This window comes from Pseudarthrobacter quantipunctorum, assembly GCF_045291495.1.
Lineage (GTDB): Bacteria > Actinomycetota > Actinomycetes > Actinomycetales > Micrococcaceae > Arthrobacter > Arthrobacter quantipunctorum.
This window is the reverse complement of sequence record NZ_CP148033.1, coordinates 2868907-2891496: the sequence shown is the minus strand read 5'-3', so window position 1 is coordinate 2891496 and position 22590 is coordinate 2868907. Positions and strand designations below refer to the sequence as shown.

Genomic DNA, 22590 nt, shown 5'->3' with positions numbered 1-22590 from the left:
TTCCAGCCCAGATAGTGGCGGCCCAGGCAGGCTGCGTGTTTCAGGAGTGTCATGGCTACCCGCCGTCCCAAAGTCCCCAAGGTTGCCCCGGCCCGTTCCGCAAAGGACGCTTCCGGCGACGCGGAGGTCATCCGCGCAGACTTCGGCCCGGGCAAGGACACCACGTCCGCCAAGGCGCCCTCGGAATCCGCCGGTGCACCGTCAGCGGCATCACCGGCGGCACGCCGGGAACCGCACGGCCGCAAGGACGGCGGGCAGGCCAGCCGCCGCAAGGGGAGCAGCGCCACCTCGGGCACGGCACAACGTGCCGGCAGCGGGGCCGCAGGCGATGAAGCAGCAGAAGACCAGCAGCCCGTACCGGCCAAGGCGTTCTCCGGACGGATGCTCGCCCTGGCCGTGGTGATGGTGGCCATCACCATCATGCTGGCGCCCACGGTCAAGATCTTCTTCGACAAGAAGGCTGAGATCGATGCGCTGAACGCCGACATCGCAGCCCGCCAGGCCGAGGGTGACGCCCTCCGGCAGCAGGTCTCGCGCTGGCAGGACCCCAACTACGTGAAACAGCAGGCACGCGACCGCATTAACATGGTTATGCCGGGAGAAACCGGCTACTGGGTTTTCGGCAGCGACCTGCCGGCCGGAGAAACCAGCAGCCAGCCCGGCGCAGCAGCACAAGACCCCGCCGATCTGCCGTGGGTGGATTCCCTGTGGGAGTCCATCACGCGCGCGGCTACAGACTGAACCGCAACAGGAAGGACGGCCCGCCACAGTGGAACACAACACGGCAGCCGCCCGGGATGAATCCCGCCAGCCATCAGCACACGACCTTGAAGTACTGAGCCGCCAGCTGGGACGGCCGGTCCGTGACGTGGTGGAGATTCCTGCGCGCTGCGTTTGCGGCAATCCGCTGGTGGCCGCCACCGCTCCCCGCCTCAGCAACGGAACACCGTTCCCCACCACTTTCTACCTGACGCATCCGGTCATCACCTCGGCGGTCTCAAGGCTTGAGGCAGCGGGCGTCATGAACGAGATGAATGACCAGCTGGCCGCCGACGAGGATTTGTCTGCCGCCTACCGCTCGGCCCATGACGCCTACCTGGCAGCGCGCAACGCCATCGGCGAACGCTCGGGGATCGGGGCCGTCCCCGAAATCGACGGTATCTCCGCAGGGGGCATGCCCACCCGCGTCAAATGCCTGCATGTCCTGGTAGGCCATTCACTGGCCGCCGGGCGCGGCGTCAACCCGCTCGGGGACGAAAGCCTGGACCGCATCAAGGAATGGTGGACCGCTGACAGGTGCTACTGCGAGGGAGCCTGGGACACCTCCGGCGAAGCCCCCTCGCGCGACCTCAGCCGCCATGGACCCCAGGGCCTGCCGGACATCGTGGGCCGGCCCGCCCCCGTCCGGAAATCCGCCGCCACCACGGAGGCTCCGGAATGACGAGGGTTGCAGCCATCGACTGCGGCACCAACTCCATCCGCCTCCTGATCGCGGACATCGAGCGCAGCAATGGAACCACCGCACTTACCGACGTGGTGCGTGAGATGCGCGTGGTCCGGCTGGGCCAGGGTGTGGACGCCACGGGGGAACTCGCGCCCGAGGCCCTGGAACGCACCTTCGCCGCCACCGCTGACTACGCGCGGCTGATCCGGGACCACGGGGCAACGAAGGTCCGCTTCGTGGCAACCTCGGCCAGCCGCGATGCACGGAACCGGCAGGTCTTCGTGGACGGAATCCGGAACCTGCTCGGCGTGGAACCGGAAGTGATCTCCGGCGACGAGGAAGCAGCCCTGTCCTTCGCCGGAGCAAGCAGCGTCCTGCCCATCCTTGACGGCCAGGAAGTGCTGGTGGTGGACCTGGGCGGCGGCAGCACCGAGTTCGTGCTGGGTACCGCCAGCGGGGTCACAGCCGCAAAGTCCGTGGACATCGGCTGCGTCCGCCTTACCGAACGGCACCTCCGGGACGATCCCCCCACTGCCCGGCAGATAGCAGCCGCGGAAGCCGACGTCGACGCCGCCATCACCCGCGCCCGCCAGGACGTTCCGCTGGAACGTGCCACCGCCGTCGTCGGTGTTGCCGGCTCCATCACCACCATCACCGCGCATGCGCTCGGACTGGCCGAGTACTCGCCTGGCGCGATCCACGGCGCCGAACTGTCGCTGGACACCGTGCGGGCCGCCTCCACGGGCCTGCTGGAAATGCCCCGTTCCCAGCGTGCCGCCCTGCCTTACATGCACCCCGGCCGGGTGGACGTGATCGGAGCCGGCGGACTCGTGTGGCGGCGCGTCCTGGAACAGTTGGGTGAGCTTACCGGCGGCCGCATCACCACGGCCACCGCCAGCGAGCACGACATCCTCGACGGCATCGCCCTAAGCATCGGCTGAGCGATGCACCTCTCCATTTCACGGACTGCCCGCCTGCCGCGCGCTGCAGCCGCAGTACTGCTGGTCCTGGTCCTTGCGGCCTCCTGCCTTGGCTTCGGCCTCTACTCCGCCCCCGCGGCGCAGGCGGATGAGCGGCGGGACAAGCAGTACTGGCTCGCCGAGTCCGGCATCACCAAGGCCTGGGAGGTTTCCAAGGGCGCGGGCGTCAAAGTGGCCATCATTGACAGCGGTGTGGACGCAGAGCATCCGGACCTGAAAGGCGCAGTGGCCGGGGGCTATGACGCGTCCGGTTCGGGCCGGCCGGACGGACAACAGGGCGTCGGCGTGAAACCGGAACACGGCACCCTGGTGGCCACCATGCTGGCGGGGCGCGGCCACCAGCCGGCCACTCCCAGTCCCAGTCCCACCGCCAGCGCCAGTCCGGCACCCGCCCCCTCCGGCGCTGCGCCCGATGGCATCGTCGGGGTTGCCCCGGAAGCCCAGATTCTCTCCGTTTCCACCTGGCTGGGTTCGGCCAATCCCTCGGGCAAGAGCGACCAGGACCAGATCCCCGAAGCCGTCCGCTGGGCAGTGGACAACGGCGCAAAGGTCATCAACATTTCCCTGGGCAGCACCACTCCCCAGTGGCCGCAGAGCTGGGACGCCGCGTTCCTGTACGCAGAGCAGAAAGACGTGGTCATCGTTGCCGCTGCCGGGAACCGGGTGGGCGGCAATATACAGGTGGGGGCTCCGGCCACCATCCCCGGCGTCCTCACCGTTGCCGGGCTGGACCGGAAGGGCGCAGCGAGCATTGATGCGTCTTCGCAGGGCATCAGCATCGGGGTGGCCGCGCCGGCAGAGAACCTGCTCGGCGGCCTTCCGGGCGGCGGCTATGCAGAATGGGCCGGAACCTCCGGCAGCGCTCCGATTGTTGCCGGCGTAGCTGCGCTGATCCGCTCCAAGTGGCCGTCCATGAGCGCAGAGCAGGTCATCAACCGCATTGTCTCAACTGCCAGGGATGCCGGTGCGCCCGGCAAGGATCCGCTCTACGGCTTTGGCGTGCTGAACGCGGAGGCGGCACTGAAGGACAGCGTCCCGGAGGCTGCAGGCAACCCGCTGGGCTCCATTGCGGAATGGATCCGGGTCCACCGCAGGGGAAACCTGGCTACCCCCGCTCCGCTCCCCACCACGGACGTACCCAGCGCCGCTCCAACACTGCCTGAAGCCACGGTGCCGGCAGCGGAGCAGCCCTCGCAGCGTGACAGCGCTATTGGGGCGTCCGTCGTCATCGGCTTTGGCGTGCTGTTTGTGGCCATTCTGGGGGCGGCGGCGGTCCAGTTGCGGAGGGCCGCGGGGAACCCGGCGCTGCTCCGGGAGGACGCGGAGACCGGGGCCACCGAGACCGTGGAAACAGGCCCGAAAACCTAGGATACAGCCGGCCCAACCAGTTAGTGAAGATTTTCACAAACTGCTGTATCCTTAAACCCATGGCAACCACCCCAGAGCTCCAGGACCGTCCCAGGGTACTCGTCGTCGGCGGCGGGTACGTCGGCCTGTACGTAGCACTTAAACTGCAGAAGAAGATCGCGAATGCCGGTGGCATCGTCACCCTCGTGGATCCACTGCCCTACATGACCTACCAGCCCTTCCTCCCCGAGGTGGCAGGCGGCAACATCGAGGCACGCCACGCTGTGGTTTCCCACCGCCAGCACCTCAAGCAGACCGAACTGATCCAGGGCCGCGTCACCTCGATCGACCACGCCAACCGGACGGCCGTCGTGGCCCCCGCTGACGGCGGCGCGCACTTCGAGGTTCCCTACTTCGACGTCGTGATGGCCGCTGGCGCCATCACCCGTACGTTCCCCATCAAGGGACTCGCGGACAAGGGCATCGGCCTGAAGACCATCGAGGAAGCCGTTGCGCTGCGCAACAAGGTCCTCGAGCGCATCGAGGTCGCCTCCACCATGACCGATCCTGCCGCCCGTGCACGCGCCCTCACCTTCGTGGTGGTTGGCGGCGGCTTCGCCGGCATCGAGTGCATCACCGAGATGGAAGACCTCGCCCGGGCCGCCGTCCGGAACAACCCGCGCATCAAGCAGGAGGAAGTCCGCTTCGTCCTGGTCGAGGCCATGGGCCGGATCATGCCGGAAGTTACCGCTAAGCAGGCGGAATGGGTTGTGGAGCACCTCCGCAGCCGCGGCATCGAGGTGCTCCTCAATACGTCCCTGGACAACGCCGAGGGCAGCCTCAAGCTCATCAACCTCCCGGACAAGACCCCCGCACAGGAGTTTGAAACGGACACCCTCGTGTGGACCGCCGGCGTGCAGGCCAACCCCATGGTCCGCTCCACCGATTTCCCGCTGGAGCCGCGCGGCCGCGTCCGCGTCCTGCCGGACCTTCGGGTTGCCGGTGACGAAGGCATCATCGACAACGCCTGGGCAGCCGGCGACGTCGCCGCGGTTCCCGACCTGACCGGCAAGGGCCTCCCGGACGGCACCTGCGTCCCCAACGCCCAGCACGCGCTGCGCCAGGCCAAGCGCCTCGCCAAGAACCTGTGGGCTTCCCGCTGGGACAAACCGATGAAGGACTACAAGCACAAGAACCTCGGTGCCGTGGCCGGCTTCGGCCAGTGGAAGGGTGTTGCCAACATCAACCTGGTGGGCAGCATCGGCCTCAAGGGCGCACTTGCCTGGCTGGCACACCGTGGCTACCACGGCATGGCAATGCCTACCTTCGAGCGCAAGTTCCGCGTGATCCTCAACTGGATCATCAGCTTCTTCACCGGCCGCGACACCACGCAGCTGATGGACCTGGACAACCCGCGCGGCGCGTTCGTCGCAGCAGCCACCCCGGCCCCCAAGCCCGCTGCGGCTCCGGCCCCGGTGGGCGGCGGTTCCGGCTCCTCGGCGACGTCCCCGGCCGCTGCTGAGGCCAAGGAAACGGTCTCGGCGAAGGCCAAGTAAGGACCCACGGCCCCTGCGCCGGAATGTACGACGGCGGCTGTCCCCTGTGCGGGGGCGGCCGCCGTTTGCGTCCCGGCATGATCGTCTCCAGGAGGGTGCGTCCCGCCGACGGTGGTCAACGGCTCCTAGACTGGCACCATGACTGGCGGGAAGAACCTCGGGGCGCTGCTTGCCGCGCTGCATCCGGTGCAGCGCAGCGGCGAATATGTCTATGTCCTGTGGCCGGAGGGAAGGCCGCTGGTGCAGGGCATTGAGGCGGCAATCCGCGAAGCCGAAGGCCTGGCGGTGGTGCTGCCCCGGGCGATGGCTGACAGGGAGGGCCTGGCATACGGCTTCGTGGGCGCCTGGATCACGCTGGAGGTCCGTTCTGCGCTGGACGCCGTGGGCCTGACGGCTGCCGTCAGCAAGGCCCTTGCCGAGGCGAGCATCAGCTGCAACGTGCTCGCCGGGTTCCACCATGACCACCTCCTGGTTCCGGTGGCCGATGCGCCCCGCGCCCTGGAAGTCCTGGCCGGGCTTTCCCAGGACAGCAGGCAGGTGCCACGGCCCGAGCTTCTGCTGCGCAGCGAGGCGCGTGAGGACCGCGAGGCCATCCTGGCCCTGACAGCTGACGCCTTTGCGGTCTCCCCGGCCACCGGCCTGAAAGTTGAGGGCGAACCCGTGGAGGTGAGGGTGCTCCGGGGCCTCTTCGAGTCCAAGGAGTACCTGCCCGAGTTCAGTGTGGTTGCCGTCCTGGACGGCCAGGTGGTGGGCCACGTCATCAGTACCCGGGCCCGCGTGGGTGACCACGGGCTGCTGGGCCTGGGGCCGATCGGCGTTACGCCCAGGCACCAGCGGCACGGTATAGGTTCTGCGCTCATGAAGGAGACCATCCAGCGGGCGAACGCTGCGGGGGAGAGCGGCATCGCCCTCCTGGGCAGCCCGGACTACTACTCGCGCTTCGGTTTTGTCCCTGCCACCTCGCTGGGCGTACTTCCGCCTGAGGAAGCGTGGGGCGACTACTTCCAGTTGTTGCCCCTGGCTCTCTGGCCCGGCGGCATCCACGGGACGTTCCGGTATGCCGAACCCTTCGCACTCGCCTGACGGGATACCATTGACCGGGCGCCCCAGTAGCCCAATTGGCAGAGGCAGCGGACTTAAAATCCGCGTGTTGTGGGTTCGAGTCCCACCTGGGGTACACGGCAGCTAAGCAAGGCCAGGAACGGAAGCCGTCCGCACCGCGGGCGGCTTCTTCCGTTTAATTCCACATATGCAACTACTGTTATAAGGATGTGACCTCAGTCACTTATCTTCGGCTCCGATTTGCATTAGCTTGAAGCTAAATCAGGAACACCTGATTTTTCGTGTCAAAGGCCGTTCGCACCTTTAGATCGAGGAGCTCGTAAATGACTTTATTCCCCCAGGCGGGAACCCGTGTTGCCAAGCTGACAGCGCTTGGCATCGGCGTCGCCTTTATGGCAACGGCTTGCGGCGGTTCGTCCACACCCACGGCAACCGAATCCTCTGCCACCGGATCAGCGGCAGGGATTGCTTGCCCCGCAACGGAGGGCAGTGGAGGCGCTGCCGCCAGCCAGCCTGCCGAGACCCCCTCGGTGCCGCCGTCAACCGGCTCTACTGAAACCCCCCTGCGGATTGGTTCGCTCCTTCCCACCACCGGATCGCTGGCGTTCCTCGGCCCGCCCGAAATCGCCGGTGTCAACCTTGGCATCGACGAAGTCAACAAGGCCGGCGGCGTCCTGGGCAAGCCGGTCGAAGTGATTCACCGCGACTCCGGTGACACCAAGACGGACATCGCCACCCAGTCCACGTCCGCGTTGCTGGGCCAGGGGGTCAGTGCCATCATCGGTGCAGCGTCCTCAGGTGTATCCAAGACGGTCATCAACCAGATCACCGGCGCCGGCGTCATCCAGTTCTCGCCCGCCAACACCTCCCCGGACTTCACCACCTGGGATGACAAGGGCCTCTACTGGCGCACGGCACCCTCCGACGTCCTGCAGGGCAAGGTGCTCGGCAACTACATGGCCACCTGCGGCGCGCAGACCGTGGGCATGATCGTCCTGAATGACGCGTACGGCACCGGCCTGGCATCCAACATCAAGTCCGCCTTCGAGGCAGCGGGCGGCCAGGTCGTGGCGGAGGAACTCTTCAACGAGGGCGACACCCAGTTCAGCAGCCAGGTGGACAAGATCATTGCTGCCAAGCCGGACGCCATTGCCCTGATCACCTTTGACCAGGCCAAGAGCATTGTCCCGCTGATGACCGGCAAGGGCGTCAAAGCCACCCAGATGTTCCTGGTGGACGGCAACACCTCCGACTACAGCAAGGACTTCCAGGCGGGCACCCTGAAGGGCGCGCGGGGCACCATCCCGGGCACGTTCGCTCAGGAGGAGTTCAAGAAGAAGCTGCTGGCCATCGACCCGGCACTCAAGGACTACAGCTACGCCGGCGAGTCCTACGACGCCGTGAACCTCATCTCGCTGGCCGCAGAGGCGGCACAGAGCACCAAGGGCGTGGACATTGCGGCCAAGCTCAAGGAAGTCTCTGAAGGCGGCGAGAAGTGCACGTCCTATGCTGCCTGCGTCACGTTGATCAGGGAAGGCAAGGATGCGGACTACGACGGCCAGTCCGGCCCCGTAACCTTCTCCGAGGCCGGGGACCCGACAGAAGCCTACATCGGCATCTACGAGTACCAGGATGACAACAAGTACACCGCGGTGAAGGAAGAGTTCGGCAAGCTGTAAACGCCGTACCTGACACACAAGGAAGCCCCCGTCCAGCCGGACGGGGGCTTCCTTGTGTTTGGCCTGGGCCTTACTCGACGGTGTCCGCAAGGGTGCCGAGGTAAAGCTGGATGACCTTGGGGTCCTTCATCAGCTCACGGCCCGTGCCGGTGTAGGCGTCCCGGCCCTGGTCCAGGACGTAGGCGCGGTCGCAGATCTGCAGGCAGCGCCGTGCGTTCTGCTCCACCATGATCACGGAGACGCCTGCCCGGTTGATTTCGTGGACCCGGAGGAACGTCTCATCCTGCTTGACGGGGGAGAGGCCTGCGGAGGGCTCATCGAGGAGCAGTACGGCAGGATCCATCATCAGCGCCCGGCCCATGGCCACCATCTGCCGTTCGCCGCCGGAGAGCGAGCCTGCGCGCTGCGCGCGCCGCTTGCCCAGTTCCGGGAACAGGCCGGCTACGAAGTCGAACCTTTCGGCGAAATCCTTGGGCCGCTGGAACATGCCCATCTGCAGGTTTTCCTCGATGGTCAATGTGGCGAACACGTTGTTCGTCTGCGGGACGAAACCCACTCCCCGGGACACCAGCTTGTTGGCTTTAAGGCCGGTGATGTCCTGGCCGCGGACCACCACCGTCCCGGAATGGACTTTGACCAAACCGAACATGGCTTTCAGGAGGGTCGATTTACCGGCACCGTTGGGGCCGATGATGCCGATCAGCTCGCCTTTGCGGGCTTCGATGCTGCAGCCGTTGAGGATGTTCACTCCCGGCAGATAACCCGCCACGAGGTCGGTGACCTTGACCACCGAGTCCCCATCGCTGACTGGCTGTGCGGCCGGTGCCGCGCTGGTGCTGCTCATTGGCTGTCCTTCTCTGTGGTGCCTGTGTCCGTGCTTCCATGGCGGCCATGGGGGCTGTCGCCCTGATGCCGGCCGCCGCCCCGGCGTTGCGGTTCGGCCTCTCCCGCCACAACGTCCAGCGAGATGATTCCGGCGTTCTCGGTTCCCACAATCGATTCCTCGTCGGCCACGAGTTCGGCCGCAAGCTCCTTCAGGCCCTCGGAGTCCCCAAGGTCCACGTCGTGGTGGGCGCCCAGGTAAGCGTCGATGACAGCAGGGTTCTTCATGACCTCGCCCGGCGGGCCTTCCGCCACCACCTTGCCCTCAGCCATGACCACCACCCAGTCCGCGATATGCCGGACCATGTGCATGTCGTGCTCGACGAACAGCACCGTCATGCCTTCGGCCTTAAGGTTCTTGATGTGGTCCAGCAGGGACTGCGTCAACGCCGGGTTGACCCCTGCCATCGGTTCGTCCAGCATGACCAGCTTGGGCCGCACCATGAGGGACCGGGCCATCTCCAGGAGCTTGCGCTGGCCTCCTGAGAGGGACGCCGCATAGTCGTCCTTCTTGGCGTCGAGCTTGAACTTTTCAAGCAGGACGTTGGCCTCGTCGGTGATCTGCTTCTCCCGGCCGCCCCACATGCCCTTGAAGAGCGCTTTGGACAGTCGCTCGCCGGGCTGGTTTGCGGCGCCGAGCCGCATGTTTTCCATGACGGTCAGCTTGCCCATGACCTTGGTGAGCTGGAAGGTGCGGACCATTCCCATCCGCGCCACCTTGTAGGGGGACACTCCGGCAAGGCTCTTGCCTTCGAACTGCCATTTGCCCGTGTTCGGGGTGTCAAAACCGGTCAGCAGGTTGAACAGCGTGGTCTTCCCTGCGCCGTTGGGGCCGATCAGTGCCGTGATTTTGTGCCGGGGGATCTCGAGGTACTCAACGTCGACGGCGTTAATGCCGCCGAAACTGCGTGTCACGTTCTCCGCAACGACGATGGGGTCGCGCTTCTTGCAGCCGGGTGCTGCCTCGCCTGCCGCGATGGGCCGGGTGTCGGTCATGTAGTCCACGCCAGCTTCGCCGGCGGCTGCGGGTTCTTCGCTGTGCATGCTCATGCGAACGCCAGCTCCTTCTTGTTTCCAAAGACGCCCTGGGGCCTGAAGATCATCAGCAGCATCAGGGCGACGCCAACCAGGATGTAGCGCAGCTGCCCGGCCTGGACCGTATTCAGCCACGTGATGGCCCCTGACTCGATCAGGCCGTAGAGGATGCCCTGGGTAAGTGACAGGACCACCCAGAAGATCATGGCGCCAATGACCGGACCAAGCACGGTGCCCAGGCCGCCGAGCAGGAGGCACGTATAGAGGAAGAAGGTCAGTTCCGTACCGTAGTTGGCCGGCTGGACCGCTCCACGCGGAAGCGTGAAGATCATACCGGCGAGCGCTCCGAGAACGCCGCCGATGATGAGGGCCTGCATTTTGTAGGCGTAGACGTTCTTGCCCAGGGACCGGACGGCGTTCTCGTCCTCGCGGATGCCTTTGAGGACGCGTCCCCACGGGCTGCGCATCAGCAGCCAGACCAGGGTGCAGCAGAGCGCCACCAGCGCCCACCCCACGACGCGGATGAAGAAATCGCGGTTGTTCATGCCGAAGTAGGAGCCTTCAGGGAACGGGTTCATGCTGTAGAACCCGCCCTCGAAGGCCGCAAGGCCGTTGGCCGACCCCGTCACGGACGTGAGCTGGTTGGTGGTCACGATGTAGCGGACAATTTCCGCTGCCGCGATAGTCACGATGGCCAGGTAGTCCGCCCGGAGCCGCAGGGTGGGTATGCCCAGCAGCAGGGCGAAGACGGCAGAGGCAAGGATGGCTATGAGCAGCCCCACGAAGAAGGGGACCCCAAAGCTGAGGGTGGAGATGGCGAAGCCGTAGGCCCCCACCGCCATGAAGCCTGCCTGCCCGAAGTTCAGCAGGCCCGAGTAGCCGAAGTGTACGGCGAGGCCGAGTGCGGCCAGGGCGTATGCCGCCGTGGTCGGGCTGAAAATTTCACTGGCAGCGCTGGCAAGAATGAATCCAAAGTCCATGGCTGTCTCCTAACCCACGCGCTCGCGCCGGCCCAGGATTCCCTGGGGCCGAAACAGAAGGACAACGATCATGATGAACAGGGCACCCACGTACTTCAGGTCCGCGGCGAGCCCGAACACGGTGGTCAGCTCCACGAAGATGCCCACGATGATGGAACCGATCAGGGCGCCGAAGACTGTGCCGAGGCCGCCGAGGGTGACGCCGGCGAAGATGAGCAGGAGGATGGCCGAGCCCATGTCGAACGTCACGCCGGGACGGTAGTAGGCCCACAGGATCCCGCCGAGGGAGGCCAGCATGCCGCCCGTGATCCACACAATCCGGATCACGGAGTCCACATCGATGCCCGAGGCCGCTGCGAGGGCGGGGTTGTCGGCCACCGCGCGGGTGGCCTTGCCCAGCCTGGTCTTCAGCAGCACGATGCCAATCAGGGCGATCACCACGGCGCTGATACCCAGGGACCACAGGTTGTTCGGCGAGATGGAGACCGGTCCAAGCTGGATCTCGGGGCTTTGCGCGTAGGGAAGCTGCTGGGTGGCGCCACCGAAGTAGAACTGGATGACGTAGCGGACGGCCAGTGCCAGGCCGATGCTGACGATCATCATGGGCACAAGCCCGGTGCCGCGGCGGCGCAGCGGCCGCCACAGCCCTCTGTCCTGGGCGTATCCGAAGAGGCCGCCGCCCAGCAGAGCCAGCAGGATGGCCAGCCAGAAGGGAAGTCCCAAAGCGTTGAAGGCGAACACCAGGACGGCGCCCAGTGTCACCATCTCGCCGTGGGCGAAGTTGGTGAGCCCCGTGGTGCCGAAGATCAGGGACAGCCCCACAGAGGCCAGCGCCAGGAGGAGGCCGAAGCTCAATCCTGCGACGAGCCGGTTGAGCAGGTTCTGCCCGAAGTCCTGCTGCTGCACCACGATGCCCTTGCCGAACGCAAAGATCACCGAGAGGTTTGAGGTCTGGCTGAAGGTGACGTCGCGGGGGTTCTCCTGGCCCTCAGCCAGGGCGATGCCCTCAGGCAGGGTGGACTCGTCCAGTTCCACCGTGTAGGTGCCCTGTTCGGGCACCCCAATGTTCCAGGAACCGTTCGCGGTTGACTTCGCGGTGCCGGTGAAGTCGCCCTTCTTGGCCGTGATGGTCACGTCCGCCAGGGGAGCACGGGTGTCATCGCGGAGGAATCCGCTGATGTTGTTTTGGAAGGTTTGGTTCGACGGGGATGGTGTCGGCGATGGGGAAGTGGCCTGCGAAGCCGGTGCTGCCACGAGAAGGATCGCCAGGATGGAAGCGCTGATGGCTCCCAGTATTCTCAGCAACCCTCGCCGTGCGCCGGCCGGCGGGCCTTGGGGTGTACTTCTCAATTGGTAAACCTCCACTTGGGGGCGGTCTCGGCTGCGCCATTGCAGCCGCTGCGAACGGATGCAGGGATAGGATGATGCCATCAGGCCGGCACCGCCACATGTGTGAGTTCCGTCACCCTGCTTGGCTTATGCTACAGCGCGGAAGTACCGGTAAATGCCGAGGTCCAGGCGCCGATGGTAGCGATCGGATAACAACTCCAGGGTCCTGTTTCGGCCGGGGAACTATTGCGGGTGCATTTACGTGAGAATTGGTAGCGTAAACCTTAAGGTTCACAACACATCCCATATGGAGGAATCCCGCAATGGCACTTGGCGGCAACCCGATCTTCAACGGAAAGAGCTTCCGTGGAGCCACCCAGGCACCGCCTGTTCCGCAGGCTCCCTACGGACAGCAGCCGTACGGCCAGGCCCCTTACGGCCAGCAGCCGTATGGGCAGGCACCCTACGGCCAGGCCCCTTACGGCCAGCAGGGGTACGGCCAGCCGCAGAACATGACGGATGAGCAGTTGCGGCAGATGTACAACCAGCCCGCTGCAGGCCCGGCTGACACGGGCCGGATGACCTACGACGACGTCATCGTCAAGACAGCCGCTTGCCTGGCGGTGCTGCTCGTGGGTGCCGGCGTGACAATGTTCGTCGGCCTGGGCCTGGCCTCCATGCTGATGATCGTCGGTGCGCTGGGCGGCTTTGTGCTGGCGCTCGTGAACACCTTCAAGAAGCAGCCGTCACCGGCATTGATTCTGGCTTATGCAGGCCTTGAGGGCCTCTTCCTCGGTGGCCTTACCCGGGTCCTGGACACCATGTACCCGGGCGTTGGACTCCAGGCCGTCATCGGCACGCTGTCCGTCTTCACCGTGACACTGCTCCTGTTCAAGAGCGGCAAGGTGCGCGCCACCCCCAAGGCCATGAAGTTCTTCATGATCGCTTTGGCTGGCTACGCCCTCTTCTCCATCGTGAACCTCGTCATGATGCTCACCGGCCTGACAACGGAACCCTTCGGGCTGCGCAGCGGCATCATTGGCGTTGTCATCGGCATCCTCGCAATCGGCCTGGCCGCGTTCTCGCTGGTCATGGACTTCACCAGCATTGAGGCAGGCGTGCAGAGCGGTGCCCCGCAGCGCTTCTCCTGGACTGCAGCGTTCGGCCTGACGGTGACACTGGTATGGCTGTACGTGGAAATCATCCGCCTGCTGGCCATCCTGCGCGGGGACGAGTAACACCCGCGCCGGCTCCCGCCGTCGGACATCCTTAACAGGTAAGGGCCCCACCTCGCGGTGGGGCCCTTACCTGTTAACCGCAACCAGGGAGCGTCTAAGCGACCCGCCGGGCACCTGCTGCCGGGGACACCGTGAAGATGTCCGGCGCCCTGTAGCCGGCTTCCGCAAATGCCTTGACGACGGCGTCACGCACCTTCTGTTCCAGCGCCGCCGGCGTGAGCGCGATGGCCGCACCGCCAAAACCGCCGCCGGTCATACGGGCCCCGATGGCGCCGCTGGTGCGCGCGGTGTCGACTGCCAGGTCAAGCTCCGGGCAGGAGATCTCGAAGTCGTCCCGCATGGAAGCATGGCTCGCATCCAGCAGGGGTCCAATGGCACCAGGTCCCTCGCTTGCCAAGAGTTCCACGGTCTGGAGCACGCGGTCGTTTTCGGTCACCACGTGCCGGACGCGCCGGAAGGTAACTTCATCCAGGAGGCCGCTGGCCTCTTCCAGGTCGCCCACCTGCACGTCCCGAAGCGCCTTGACCCCAAGCACCTCCGCGCCAAGTTCGCAGGATGCCCGGCGTGACGCGTAGCCGCCGTCGGCATGCGAATGCGAGACCTTGGTATCAATGACCAGCAGCACCAGATCCGCGGGCTGGGTCTCAAACGGAACCAGGCGGGCGTTCTGGTCCCGGCAGTCCAGGAAGACTGCGTGGCCTTCCGAGCCCCGGAGCGACGCCGACTGGTCCATGATGCCCGTAGGGGCGCCGACGAACTCGTTCTCCGCCCGCTGCGTGGCAAGCACCATTTCCTCTGCGTCGAGCCCGGCACCCGCCAGCTCGTTTAATGCAGAGATGACGGCGCATTCGATGGCATGGGATGAAGAAAGCCCGGCTCCGAGGGGAACGTTCGAATCGAGCAGGAGGTCCACGCCCGGAACTTCGATGCCGCGCTCCTGCAGCGCCCACATCACGCCGAGGGGGTACTTGGTCCAGCCTTTGGCGGACCCCGGCCGCAGGGAATCCAGTGCGGTGGACACAACGCCCTGGTCCCCGTAAGTGGAGAGCAGGCGCACGGCGGAGTCGGGGCGGACCCGGACGGCCACCCGTGCTGTCCGGTCAATGGCGAAAGGCAGCACGAAGCCCTCGTTGTAGTCCGTGTGCTCGCCGATCAGGTTTACCCGTCCCGGCGCCTGCCAGACGCCGTCCGGTGCGCCGCCAAACTCCTTCGCGAACCGGGCGGCCAGGTCCTTTGTCCCTGGCTGCCCGCGGGTGGCCAGGGGTTCCGGTGCGGCGTTCAAGCGTGGGCTCCTTCGGGGGTGGCCGCCAGGACGGCTGGGCTTGTGGTGGGGGAGGGCAGAGTGACTTCCCGGAGGCGCTCCGCCACGCTCTCCGGGGTGGTGTCGTTGATGAAAGCACCCATTGCGGCCTCCGATCCTGCCAGGTACTTCAGCTTATCGGCAGCCCGCCGCGGGGAAGTCAACTGGAGGTGAAGGTATCCCGCGGGCCGCAGGACCGGGTCCAGGGGAGCCTGGTGCCATGCCGAGATATAGGGCGTGGGCGTGGGGTAGAGGGCATCAACCCGCTGGAGGAGGTTGAGGTAGACGGACGCGAGCTCATCCTTTTCCTCCCCGCTCAGCGCAGCCAGGTCCGGGACCTGGCGGTGGGGCACCAGGTGGATTTCCAGCGGCCAGCGGGCAGCAAAGGGAACGTAGGCACTGAAGTTCTCGCCCTCCAGGACCATCCTGCTGCCGTCTTCCCGTTCGGAGCGCAACAGGGATCCGGTGAGCGTGTCCCGGCCATCGTGGGCGTCGTGGAACCTGCGGGCGGCGGCCCCAAGGACTCCCGCACGGGGCGTGACGTAGGGGTAGGCGTAGATCTGCCCGTGGGGGTGGTGGAGCGTCACGCCGATGTCAGCACCGCGGTTCTCGAACGGAAAGACCTGCTTGATTCCGGGGAGGGCGCTCAAAGCCTCCGTGCGGTGCGCCCAGGCCTCGATGACCGTGCGCGCACGGGTTTCTCCCAGTTCACTGAATGAACCGGTGTGGGACGGGGTGAACGCCACTACCTCGCAGCGGCCGTACGCAGGTCCCTTGGTGCCCCATGAAGTTGCCTCCGGAACCGGGCCCAGTGCCGGCCCCAGCGAGGGGAACCGGTTCTCGAACACCACCACGTCGTAGTCAGACGCGGGAATCTCGGAAGGGTTAGCGGCAGTGGTAGGGCAAATAGGGCACTGGTCCGCCGGGGGGAGGTGGGTGCGGGTCTGGCGGTGCGCGGCCACCGCAACCCACTCATCGGCCAGTGCGTCGTAGCGGACCTCGCCCGGTTCGCCCCTCGCAGGCAGGCCCCGATGGTCGGTAGTGAGTTGGGCGGCGCGCGACTTGGGCGCTGCAGCGTCGTCGAAGTAGATCAGCTCCCGGCCGTCGGAGAGGCTGGTGCTCGTGATACTTGTCATGAAAAAAGTGTGACACATTCGATCAAAAAAGAATAGTTAACAACAAAATCTCACAAGGGGTGCTGTGTGCGGGGATCGCTCCGCGGTACGGTATTGCTCATGACTTCCAGTTCACCCCAGGAATCCGCGCCGGCACTGCAGGGCTATGCCACCGGCAGGCAGTATGAACTCCGGCGTGGCGATGCCTCGGCCGTAGTGACCGAGCTGGCCGCAGGGCTCCGCTCCTTCAACAGGGGAGGAATCCTCCTGACCGAGACGTACGGTGACGACGACATTCCACCCGGTGCCACCGGCATTACATTGGCGCCTTGGGCAAACCGCGTGGAGGACGGCGTCTGGTTCCTGAACGGGAAAAAGCAGCAGCTGGACATCACCGAGGTTGCCAGGAACAACGCAAGCCACGGCCTCCTCCGCAACTCCGCCTACGCCCTTGTGGATGAGTCGGAACACTCCATCACCCTGGAGGCCACCATCTTTCCGCAGCACGGGTATCCCTTCCTGGCGCGGCACCGGGTGCAGTACGCGATCAACGAGGACCTCGGGCTGGTGGTCCGCCAGACCCTGGTGAACGACGCCAAGGAGCCTGCGCCCTTCGTCCTGGGCGCCCACCCCTACCTGAGGCTGGGCGATGTGCCCATTGACGAACTGGTCCTGACAGTGGCGGCCGAGACGCGCCTTGTGGCCGATGACCGCCTGATACCACGCAGCTCCGCTCCCGTGCAGGGCGATTCGGACTTCAGGGCAGGGCTGAACATTGCTGCCCTCGACGTGGATGTGGCCCTGACGGACCTGCGCTTCGAAGCAGGAAAGGCCCGCCACACGCTGTCGGCGCCGGACGGCAGTCAGGTAACCCTGTGGCAGGACGAAGCCTGCCGTTATGTCCACGTCTTTGTCAGCACCCAGTACCCGGGCCGCAGCCGTGCCGTGGCCGTTGAGCCCATGACCGGGCCGGCCAACGCCTTCAACTCCGGGGACGGCCTGCGCTGGCTCAGCCCCGGCGGGTCCTTCACCATCGAGTGGGGCATCGACTACACCACGGGGGCCGGCGGGTAGTGGTTTCCGAATAAGCTTCCGCTGGGGAAGTATTAGGCTATGACGCCAGCAGAGGATGCCGTTACCTCCCCCAGCCCCGCTCCAAGCCAGCAACAGCCTGCTTCCAGCCAGCCTGTCCGGGTCCTCGCGGACCGCGAACTGGACCGGGACATACCTTACGGCGTACGCATCGCAGCCTCCTGGGCCTGGCGGGTGGGGCTGATCCTCCTAGTTGGCGGTGCGCTCGTCTGGCTGCTGAGCCGGATTAGCTTCCTCATCATTCCAGTCATGGTGGCTGCCCTCCTCGCCGGGCTCCTCAGCCCGGTGGTGCGGTGGCTCAAGCGCTACAGGCTGCCTTCCGGAGCGGCCGTTGCCGTCACTGTTGTGGGCTTCATCGGCCTGATAGGCGGGTCGCTGGCGCTGGTGGGAAGGCAGTTGGTTTCAGGCTTCGGCGAACTCTGGTCGGAGGCGCTGGCCGGGGTCAAGCAGATCCAGGACTGGCTGTCCGACGGGCCGCTGCACCTGACCGCCGCCCAAATGGACCAATACCTGCAGGAAGCAACCACGGCCCTGCAGGACAACACCAGCAGCATCGTCAGCGGGGCGCTGTCCTTCGGCAGCACTGCCGGGCACTTTGCCGCCGGACTCATCCTGGCGCTGTTCATCCTCATCTTCTTCCTGCTGGAAGGGGACCGGATCTGGGCCTTCCTGGTCCGGCTGCTTCCCAGGAAAGCCAGGGCGGCAGCCTTCGGTGCCGGACGCAAGGGCTGGACCTCCATGGTCAGCTACGCACGCATCCAGATGTTCGTGGCCTTCGTGGACGCAGTGGGAATCGGGGCGGGTGCCGCCATTATCGGGGTGCCCCTGGCGCTGCCGCTCAGCGTGCTCGTCTTCATCGGTTCGTTTATCCCCATTGTCGGCGCCCTTTTCACCGGCGCTATCGCGGTCCTGCTGGCGCTGGTGGCGAACGGCCCCATCAACGCCCTGATCATGCTGGGCATCGTGCTCCTCGTCCAGCAGCTGGAAAGCCACATCCTGCAACCGCTGATCATGGGCAAGGCAGTCGCCCTGCACCCGGTGGCGGTAATCCTTTCGGTGGCCGCAGGATCCTACCTTGCAGGCATCCCTGGCGCCCTGTTCTCGGTGCCCATCCTCGCCGTCGCAAATTCCTCCATTCGCTACATCGCCGCCAGAACGTGGGAACATGAACAAGTGCCGGCTTTCGCCGGAGGACCCATGACGGCAGGCGCGGGCCCGGACAACACCATCCGGGACGTCCGGCCGCCGGCCGGACTCAAACGCGGCAAGGGCGCCGCCGCCGGCACCAAAGCAGAACTACCTGATGCCTCTCCCACTGCGGAACCGGGCGCAGGGGCCGAATCCAGAGGAGAATAGTCCGTGAACATCCTTGAAACCCTTCCCGTCACGCTGGACGATGTCCTGGAGGCGCAGAAGCTGCTCGACGGGATTATTGCGCGTACACCGGTGGAATCGTCCCGCGCCCTGGGAAAGATGGCCGGCGGGGATGTCTACTTCAAGTGCGAAAACCTCCAGCGCGCCGGATCGTTCAAGGTGCGCGGCGCCTACGTCCGGATGGCCAAGCTTTCCCCCGAGGAGAAAAAGCGCGGCGTGGTGGCAGCCTCCGCAGGCAACCACGCCCAGGGCGTAGCCGTGGCCGCCAAGAGCCTGGGCATCAAGGCCCGCATCTACATGCCGCTGGGTGTTGCGCTTCCCAAGCTGGCAGCCACCCGCAGCCACGGCGCGGAAGTCATCCTGCACGGCCACAATGTTGACGAGGCGCTCGCCGAAGCCCAGCGGTACAGCAACGAGACGGGAACCGTCTTTGTGCACCCGTTCGACAACGTCGATGTCGTGGCAGGACAGGGAACCCTGGGGCTGGAAATCCTTGAGCAGGTACCCAACGTGGACACCATCCTCATGGGCGTCGGCGGCGGCGGACTCCTGGCGGGGGTCGCCGTCGCCATCAAAGCCCGGGCCAAGGAGCTGGGGCGGGAGATCCGCATCATCGGGGTCCAGGCGGAGAACGCCGCTGCCTACCCGCCGTCACTGGCCGCTGATGCGCTGGTACCCCTGAAGAAGGTGTCCACCATGGCGGACGGCATCGCTGTCGGCCGTCCCGGGCAGCTCCCGTTCAGCATCATCCGCGAACTCGTGGACGACGTCGTGACGGTCAGCGAAGATTCGCTGGCCCGTGCCCTGATCTTCCTGCTGGAGCGGGCCAAGATGGTGGTGGAACCGGCCGGCGCGGTTGGCGTGGCGGCGCTGATGGACGGCAAGATCGAAAATCCGGGAACCACGGTGGTGGTCCTCTCGGGCGGCAACATCGACCCCATGCTCATGCTCAAGGTCATCCAGCGGGGCCTCTCCGCTGCAGGGCGCTACATGACGGTCCGCATGATGCTCGATGACCGCCCCGGTTCTCTGGCCACCATCGCCAGGATCATCGCCGAAAACGATGCCAACGTCACCGGCCTTGACCACACCCGGGTGGGCGGCTCCATCAGCATGGGAGACGTGTCCATCACGGTGAACCTGGAAACAAAGGGCCACGAGCACGGGGAACAGGTGCTCAGCGCCCTCCGGGCGGAAGGCTTCCAGCCCATCGTGGTGCATTAGGAAAATCCATGGCCGGACTGACGGGAAACGGAAGCTTCGGGCAGCGCAGGACCGTGGCCGCCCGTGCCAAGGGCGGCCTGCTGGTGCTGGGCACCTTCGTGGTTCTCCTCTTTGTCATCGAGCTGTTCAACATGGTGATGCTGCGCTCGCTCAATGCAACGTTCGGGCTCCGGCCCAGGAGTGCCGACGGGCTGCTGGACATCTTCACGTTCCCGCTCCTGCACGCAAACCTGAACCATCTGCTCTCCAATAGCCTGCCGCTGATCGTTTTTGGTTTCCTGGTGTTCCTCTCGGGACTCCGGGTGTTCCTGACCGCCCTTGCCTTCAGCTGGCTGGGCTCCGGCCTCACGGTCTGGCTGATTGGCGACGGCGGCGTCACAGTGGGCGCCTCGGGCCTGGTTTTCGGGCTGTTTTCGTTCCTGCTGGTGCGCGGGTTCATCAACCGCAGCTGGCGCCAGATCCTCCTGGCCGTGGTCCTCTTTATGGGTTACGGGAGCATCCTGCTGGGTGTTCTGCCCATCGGAGCCGGCTACATTTCCTGGCAGGCCCACCTGGGCGGGGCGGCCGGGGGAGTGGTGGCGGCCCTGCTGCTGCGGCGCCGCAGCCACGCCCCTGGCCCGGCCCTGTAGGTATCTGGCCCATTAACGCAAAACGCCGGCCGTCCCTTTTCCGGGACGGCCAGCGTTGTGTGTGCCTCTGCCAGCTCTCAGCAGTCAGGCGGCGTACGGCTTGGCGGACAGGATCTCCACCTTGATGTCCTTGCCGTTGGGCGCAACGTAGCTCAGGGAGTCGCCTTCCTTGTGCCCCAGGATGGCCGCACCCAGCGGCGACTTCTCGCTAAAGACGTCCAGGTCGGAGTCGCCGGCAATTTCACGGGATCCGAGCAGGAACGTTTCTTCGTCGCCGGCGATCTTCGCTACCACGATCATGCCGGGCTCCACGATTCCGTCGTCCGCCGGGGCCTCGCCCACGTGGGCGTCGCGGAGCAACGCGGTGAGCTGGCGGATACGGGCCTCAATCTTGCCCTGTTCCTCCTTGGCTGCGTGGTAGCCACCGTTCTCCTTGAGGTCCCCCTCTTGCCGGGCTGCTTCAATCTTCTGGACGATCTCTGCCCGGCCTGCGCCGGAAAGGTGGTCCAGCTCTGCCTTCAGGCGGTCAAAAGCTTCCTGGGTGAGCCAGGCTGCAGCTGCGCTGTTGGTGGTAGACACGGACTTCTCCTCTGGTGGTCATACATGCAAAAGACCCCGCCACGGTGGCCACTTGTGGAACAGTAACCAGCTCAGCGGGGTAAAGGTATTGCTCCATTGTAGTCAATCCCTTGGACTTAACCCAACAGGGAAGCGGCGCACGTCACACGCCCTGCCCTGGTTCCGGCCAAGATTATCGGTGCTATGTGCCGTGCTACGTGCCGGCAGCCCAGCAGCTGTCCACCACGCCGGATACCGAGAGTGATTCGGTGCGCACGGCCGCGCGCTGGGCAACCGTGCGGCCGCCGTCGGCTGTTTCAGTGCTCTCCGTGGGGGGAACATCCACAACCTTCCATCCCACCACCGCAAACTTGGAATCCAGTGCCTTGACCGCGCACTTGACGGCGGTGCCTGGCTCGCGGGTGACCTGGAAGTCCACCTCCGCCAGGGTGGCATCCGTGGTGCTGTAGCCGATGTCCTTGAACGAGACATCGGACAATGACTGTGACGTGGAAACCCAGGCCAGGAATCCGATTCCTGCAGCCAGTGCCGCCCCGCCGACGATGCGTTTGGCTTTGGGCGTAAGCCTGCGCTTTTTAGCCCCATAGCGATTGGCTAGGCTAGTGTCTGCGGGCGCGGGTTGGGCCGGCTGGTCCGGGGAAGTCACCTCACCAGTTTAGTGCCCTTTCCGGGGGCGGCTTGTCAGCATCCCCCGCCAGGCGTCCGCCCTTTTAAGCGATCCGATCAGCGGCCACAGGCAGCAAAAGAATAAGGAGCCGTCCTTCGATGACAGCGTCCAGCACCACCCAGGCGCCGCTACGGCTGCTCGCCGTCCATGCCCATCCGGACGACGAGTCCAGCAAGGGCGCTGCGACGATGGCCAAATACGCTGCCTCCGGCGTCGACGTCCTGGTGGCCACGTGCACCGACGGCTCCAGGGGAGACATCCAGAACCCCGCCGTTGAGGGGGAGCCGCACCCGAAGCGGGACATGGCAGGTGCCAGGCGCCTGGAGATGGAACGGGCGGCGGCCATCCTCGGCGTCAGGCAGCGGTGGCTCGGATTCGTGGACTCCGGCCTTCCTGAAGGCGATCCGCTTCCTCCCCTTCCCGCAGGATCATTTGCCACCCTGCCCCTGCAGCGCGCTGCCGCGCCCCTGGTGCGGCTGGTCCGGTCCTTTAAGCCGCACGTCATCCTCAGCTATGACGAAAACGGCGGCTACCCCCATCCGGACCACATCATGGCGCACCGCGTTGCCGTGGAGGCCTTCGAATCGGCCGGTGACGGTTCGCGCTATCCGGACGCCGGGGAGCCGTGGGAACCCAGCAAGCTCTACTACGACAGGGCATTCAGCCCGGAACGCTTCAGGGCACTGCACTTCGCCCTGGAGGAAGCTGGACTCCAGTCCCCGTACGCCGAGCGGCTTGCGGCCTGGCTGGAAGCGGATGCCGAGGGCCACACGCCGCCGCCCGCCACGCATCCCACCACCACCCAGGTGGACTGCGGCGATTTCTTCGAGGTGCGCGACGACGCGCTCCGTGCCCACCGCACCCAGGTGGACCCCCTGGGGTTCTTTTTTGCCGTTTCCCCCGACATGCAGCGCCGGGCCTGGCCGTGGGAAGACTACTCGCTCATCCACTCCCGGGTTCCGTCCGAGCTCCCGGAGCGGGATCTGTTCGCAGGGCTAAGATAGAAGCAGCCGGCAATTTCTATGTCGCGTAGAAGTCCCATCCGCGACCCCTGCGACCCGCTCCACAGAAGGTAAAT

At 65.6% G+C, this 22590-nt stretch carries 21 protein-coding genes and 1 tRNA gene; 14 read left to right on the top strand and 8 right to left on the bottom strand.

Features of this window, described 5'->3' with window-relative positions; genetic code table 11:
- The first annotated feature begins 51 nt into the window (after positions 1-51).
- From WHH00_RS13075 to WHH00_RS13040, 8 genes are all read left to right on the top strand, one after another.
- The gene (locus WHH00_RS13075; RefSeq protein ID WP_406633375.1) at positions 52-741 is read left to right on the top strand and encodes a septum formation initiator family protein; all 690 of its coding nucleotides are present in this window, start codon (positions 52-54) and stop codon (positions 739-741) included.
- 28 nt (positions 742-769) lie between these two features.
- On the top strand, positions 770-1441 hold the full coding sequence (locus WHH00_RS13070; protein WP_406633373.1) for a DUF501 domain-containing protein: 672 nt from the start codon (positions 770-772) through the stop codon (positions 1439-1441).
- Positions 1438-2385, top strand: coding sequence for an exopolyphosphatase (locus tag WHH00_RS13065; protein ID WP_406633371.1), 948 nt, complete (start codon positions 1438-1440; stop codon positions 2383-2385). Before WHH00_RS13070 ends, WHH00_RS13065 begins: the two co-directional genes overlap by 4 nt.
- 3 nt (positions 2386-2388) lie before the next feature.
- Positions 2389-3792 (top strand): S8 family serine peptidase, encoded by a 1404-nt coding sequence (locus tag WHH00_RS13060; RefSeq protein WP_406633369.1) that lies wholly within the window; start codon positions 2389-2391, stop codon positions 3790-3792.
- Positions 3793-3851: 59 nt separating this feature from the next.
- Entirely contained in the window at positions 3852-5327 is a 1476-nt protein-coding gene (locus WHH00_RS13055; protein WP_406633367.1) for an NAD(P)/FAD-dependent oxidoreductase, read from the top strand.
- A 138-nt stretch (positions 5328-5465) separates the two neighbouring features.
- Positions 5466-6410 carry an N-acetyltransferase gene (locus WHH00_RS13050; RefSeq protein ID WP_406633365.1) on the top strand — a complete coding sequence of 315 codons (945 nt, stop codon included), beginning with the start codon at positions 5466-5468 and terminating at the stop codon, positions 6408-6410.
- Between the two features lie 20 nt (positions 6411-6430).
- A tRNA-Leu gene (locus tag WHH00_RS13045) sits at positions 6431-6504 on the top strand.
- Between the two features lie 208 nt (positions 6505-6712).
- Positions 6713-8068 carry an ABC transporter substrate-binding protein gene (locus WHH00_RS13040; RefSeq protein WP_406633363.1) on the top strand — a complete coding sequence of 452 codons (1356 nt, stop codon included), beginning with the start codon at positions 6713-6715 and terminating at the stop codon, positions 8066-8068.
- Positions 8069-8138: 70 nt separating this feature from the next.
- Here WHH00_RS13040 and WHH00_RS13035 read toward each other — a convergent pair whose 3' ends face one another.
- The 4 genes from WHH00_RS13035 to WHH00_RS13020 are packed head-to-tail and all read right to left on the bottom strand — an operon-like array spanning position 8139 to position 12270.
- Positions 8139-8912 carry an ABC transporter ATP-binding protein gene (locus tag WHH00_RS13035; protein ID WP_231457236.1) on the bottom strand — a complete coding sequence of 258 codons (774 nt, stop codon included), beginning with the start codon at positions 8910-8912 and terminating at the stop codon, positions 8139-8141.
- On the bottom strand, positions 8909-10000 hold the full coding sequence (locus tag WHH00_RS13030; protein ID WP_406633360.1) for an ABC transporter ATP-binding protein: 1092 nt from the start codon (positions 9998-10000) through the stop codon (positions 8909-8911). The genes WHH00_RS13035 and WHH00_RS13030 overlap by 4 nt, the downstream gene beginning before the upstream one ends.
- Positions 9997-10965, bottom strand: coding sequence for a branched-chain amino acid ABC transporter permease (locus WHH00_RS13025; RefSeq protein WP_231457234.1), 969 nt, complete (start codon positions 10963-10965; stop codon positions 9997-9999). The genes WHH00_RS13030 and WHH00_RS13025 overlap by 4 nt, the downstream gene beginning before the upstream one ends.
- Before the next feature lie 9 nt (positions 10966-10974).
- Entirely contained in the window at positions 10975-12270 is a 1296-nt protein-coding gene (locus tag WHH00_RS13020; protein ID WP_374152997.1) for a branched-chain amino acid ABC transporter permease, read from the bottom strand.
- A 347-nt stretch (positions 12271-12617) separates the two neighbouring features.
- Here WHH00_RS13020 and WHH00_RS13015 point away from each other — a divergent pair, with 347 nt between their 5' ends.
- The gene (locus WHH00_RS13015) at positions 12618-13532 is read left to right on the top strand and encodes a Bax inhibitor-1/YccA family protein (RefSeq protein ID WP_406633357.1); all 915 of its coding nucleotides are present in this window, start codon (positions 12618-12620) and stop codon (positions 13530-13532) included.
- Positions 13533-13626: 94 nt separating this feature from the next.
- Here WHH00_RS13015 and galK read toward each other — a convergent pair whose 3' ends face one another.
- Both galK and galT read right to left on the bottom strand, forming a co-directional pair.
- Positions 13627-14814, bottom strand: a complete 1188-nt coding sequence (galK, locus tag WHH00_RS13010; protein ID WP_406633355.1) for a galactokinase — start codon at positions 14812-14814, stop codon at positions 13627-13629.
- The gene (galT, locus tag WHH00_RS13005; protein ID WP_406633353.1) at positions 14811-15968 is read right to left on the bottom strand and encodes a galactose-1-phosphate uridylyltransferase; all 1158 of its coding nucleotides are present in this window, start codon (positions 15966-15968) and stop codon (positions 14811-14813) included. Before galT ends, galK begins: the two co-directional genes overlap by 4 nt.
- 99 nt (positions 15969-16067) lie before the next feature.
- On the opposite strand from galT, the gene WHH00_RS13000 reads away from it, so the two are divergent.
- From WHH00_RS13000 to WHH00_RS12985, 4 genes are read left to right on the top strand one after another with little or no spacing between them, the layout of a single operon-like run.
- Entirely contained in the window at positions 16068-17021 is a 954-nt protein-coding gene (locus tag WHH00_RS13000; protein ID WP_406633351.1) for an aldose 1-epimerase family protein, read from the top strand.
- Between the two features lie 39 nt (positions 17022-17060).
- The gene (locus WHH00_RS12995; protein ID WP_406633349.1) at positions 17061-18395 is read left to right on the top strand and encodes an AI-2E family transporter; all 1335 of its coding nucleotides are present in this window, start codon (positions 17061-17063) and stop codon (positions 18393-18395) included.
- 3 nt (positions 18396-18398) lie between these two features.
- Entirely contained in the window at positions 18399-19637 is a 1239-nt protein-coding gene (gene ilvA, locus WHH00_RS12990) for a threonine ammonia-lyase (RefSeq protein WP_406633347.1), read from the top strand.
- A gap of 8 nt (positions 19638-19645) precedes the next feature.
- On the top strand, positions 19646-20266 hold the full coding sequence (locus WHH00_RS12985; RefSeq protein ID WP_406633345.1) for a rhomboid family intramembrane serine protease: 621 nt from the start codon (positions 19646-19648) through the stop codon (positions 20264-20266).
- 84 nt (positions 20267-20350) lie between these two features.
- On the opposite strand, the gene greA is transcribed toward WHH00_RS12985, so the two are convergent.
- Together greA and WHH00_RS12975 are read right to left on the bottom strand one after the other, a co-directional pair.
- Positions 20351-20845: a transcription elongation factor GreA gene (gene greA / locus WHH00_RS12980; RefSeq protein ID WP_231457761.1), complete on the bottom strand. Its 495-nt coding sequence runs from the start codon at positions 20843-20845 to the stop codon at positions 20351-20353.
- A gap of 193 nt (positions 20846-21038) precedes the next feature.
- Entirely contained in the window at positions 21039-21491 is a 453-nt protein-coding gene (locus tag WHH00_RS12975) for a DUF4307 domain-containing protein (RefSeq protein WP_406633343.1), read from the bottom strand.
- Positions 21492-21610: 119 nt separating this feature from the next.
- Here WHH00_RS12975 and mca point away from each other — a divergent pair, with 119 nt between their 5' ends.
- Complete coding sequence (gene mca, locus WHH00_RS12970) at positions 21611-22516, top strand: mycothiol conjugate amidase Mca (protein ID WP_406633341.1); 906 nt, start codon at positions 21611-21613, stop codon at positions 22514-22516.
- The last annotated feature ends 74 nt before the right edge of the window (positions 22517-22590 follow it).

Excerpts from the sequence above, each read along its gene's own strand:
- WHH00_RS13075 (WP_406633375.1), top strand. The coding sequence starts at position 52 with ATGGCTACCCGCCGTCCCAAAGTCCCCAAGGTTGCCCCGGCCCGTTCC.
- mca (WP_406633341.1), top strand. The coding sequence starts at position 21,611 with ATGACAGCGTCCAGCACCACCCAGGCGCCGCTACGGCTGCTCGCCGTC.
- WHH00_RS13040 (WP_406633363.1), top strand. The coding sequence starts at position 6,713 with ATGACTTTATTCCCCCAGGCGGGAACCCGTGTTGCCAAGCTGACAGCG.
- WHH00_RS13000 (WP_406633351.1), top strand. The coding sequence starts at position 16,068 with ATGACTTCCAGTTCACCCCAGGAATCCGCGCCGGCACTGCAGGGCTAT.
- WHH00_RS12995 (WP_406633349.1), top strand. The coding sequence starts at position 17,061 with ATGACGCCAGCAGAGGATGCCGTTACCTCCCCCAGCCCCGCTCCAAGC.
- WHH00_RS13035 (WP_231457236.1), bottom strand. The coding sequence starts at position 8,912 with ATGAGCAGCACCAGCGCGGCACCGGCCGCACAGCCAGTCAGCGATGGG.
- galT (WP_406633353.1), bottom strand. The coding sequence starts at position 15,968 with ATGACAAGTATCACGAGCACCAGCCTCTCCGACGGCCGGGAGCTGATC.
- WHH00_RS13065 (WP_406633371.1), top strand. The coding sequence starts at position 1,438 with ATGACGAGGGTTGCAGCCATCGACTGCGGCACCAACTCCATCCGCCTC.
- WHH00_RS13015 (WP_406633357.1), top strand. The coding sequence starts at position 12,618 with ATGGCACTTGGCGGCAACCCGATCTTCAACGGAAAGAGCTTCCGTGGA.
- WHH00_RS13030 (WP_406633360.1), bottom strand. The coding sequence starts at position 10,000 with ATGAGCATGCACAGCGAAGAACCCGCAGCCGCCGGCGAAGCTGGCGTG.
- WHH00_RS13055 (WP_406633367.1), top strand. The coding sequence starts at position 3,852 with ATGGCAACCACCCCAGAGCTCCAGGACCGTCCCAGGGTACTCGTCGTC.
- WHH00_RS13060 (WP_406633369.1), top strand. The coding sequence starts at position 2,389 with ATGCACCTCTCCATTTCACGGACTGCCCGCCTGCCGCGCGCTGCAGCC.
- WHH00_RS13050 (WP_406633365.1), top strand. The coding sequence starts at position 5,466 with ATGACTGGCGGGAAGAACCTCGGGGCGCTGCTTGCCGCGCTGCATCCG.
- WHH00_RS13025 (WP_231457234.1), bottom strand. The coding sequence starts at position 10,965 with ATGGACTTTGGATTCATTCTTGCCAGCGCTGCCAGTGAAATTTTCAGC.
- WHH00_RS12985 (WP_406633345.1), top strand. The coding sequence starts at position 19,646 with ATGGCCGGACTGACGGGAAACGGAAGCTTCGGGCAGCGCAGGACCGTG.